The sequence below is a fragment of the uncultured Campylobacter sp. genome (genome assembly GCF_938045775.1).
In the GTDB taxonomy this organism is placed as follows: domain Bacteria; phylum Campylobacterota; class Campylobacteria; order Campylobacterales; family Campylobacteraceae; genus Campylobacter_B.
Map to the genome: position 1 here is coordinate 1 of NZ_CALIBH010000023.1, position 1,296 is coordinate 1,296.

Here is a 1,296-nt window from a genome sequence, read left to right on the forward strand (position 1 = left end):
CTAGACGCGAGCTAGAACAATACGTGCTAAGCAAAATCGTAGAAGTTGGCGAAAAGCTATAAATTTACTATCTAAATTCCAATTACTGCGAGAGAATGCACATAAACACGCATTTAAGCAATTACTATTTGAAAACTATTAGCACAAACAACAGTTTTATTTTGATATCATTATATAAATTTCAAAGAAAAGGAGCAAAAAATGAAGTTGTTTTTTGCATTATTTTTGTTTTGTGCGGGGCTTTTTGCAAATAGCCTTGAGGGCATTAAACAAAGTGGCACGATCAGAATCGGCGTAAGAGAGGGTCGCCCGCCGCTTAGTCAATCCAAGAACGGCGAATTCGAGGGGTTTGAAATTTCGTTAGCAAGAGCGCTTAGTAAAAGCGTATTTGGCGAAGGGCGCGGCAAGATAGAATTTATCCCCGTCACGGCGGGTGAACGCATACCATATTTAGCAAATAACAAAGTCGATCTGATCATCGGAACATTCATCATCACGCCCGAGCGCAGTAAGCATGTCGACTTCTCAATCCCCTATCTTTCCGTAAATTTCGGCGTGCTGACCCGCAAAGCAGATACGATCAGCGATATTTCGCAGCTTAGAGATATGAAAATTTTAGTAGAGGGCAATGCAACGGCCCCAGAGCTGTATCTTAAAAAGGAAAAATTCGACAATCTAATGCGCTGCGCCACCACAAAAGAGTGCTACGAGATGGTAAAAAACGGCCAAGCCGACGCCTACGTAAACGATAATATAATAGTACTTGCTTACGAGATCATGGATAAAGCGATGGATGTGCCTTTTAAGACGCTGGGACCTACAGAATTTATCGGCGTGGGCGTTTCAAAGGGCAATAAAGAACTGTTAGAGCTAGTGAATACCGAGCTAATCAAGCTAAGCAAAGAGGGCTTTTTTGAAAGAGCATACAACGAAACTTTCGAGCCGTTTTACAAAAAGGCGGTGGATAAAAAATATTTCTTGCTAGATGGAATTTACAGCCTTTTATAAACACTTAGCGGGTTTTGTACAAAACCCGCTAAATTTCAAAAAATCTTTTAAAATCTCATTCAATTACTCGGTTTTCAAAAAATAAATTCAATTTTTCATAAAATTTTAGTTCTTTTTGCCTTATTTTCGCTAGAATAACGTTGAGATTTAACGATAAAGGATAGGGAATGAGGGCATTTATCGCTATATTTTTACTTTGTGCGGCGCTTTTTGCAGATAGCCTAGATCAAATTAGACAAAACGGCGTCATTCGCATCGGAGTGCGCGACGCCCATCCGCCGCTTTGCG

Annotated in this window: 1 protein-coding gene; it reads left to right on the top strand. The window is 40.3% G+C overall.

Going from position 1 to position 1,296, the window contains the following annotated elements:
• Positions 1 to 201 precede the first annotated feature (201 nt).
• Positions 202 to 1,008, top strand: a complete 807-nt coding sequence (locus tag Q0238_RS00640) for a transporter substrate-binding domain-containing protein (RefSeq protein ID WP_297941864.1) — start codon at positions 202 to 204, stop codon at positions 1,006 to 1,008.
• Positions 1,009 to 1,296 lie beyond the last annotated feature (288 nt).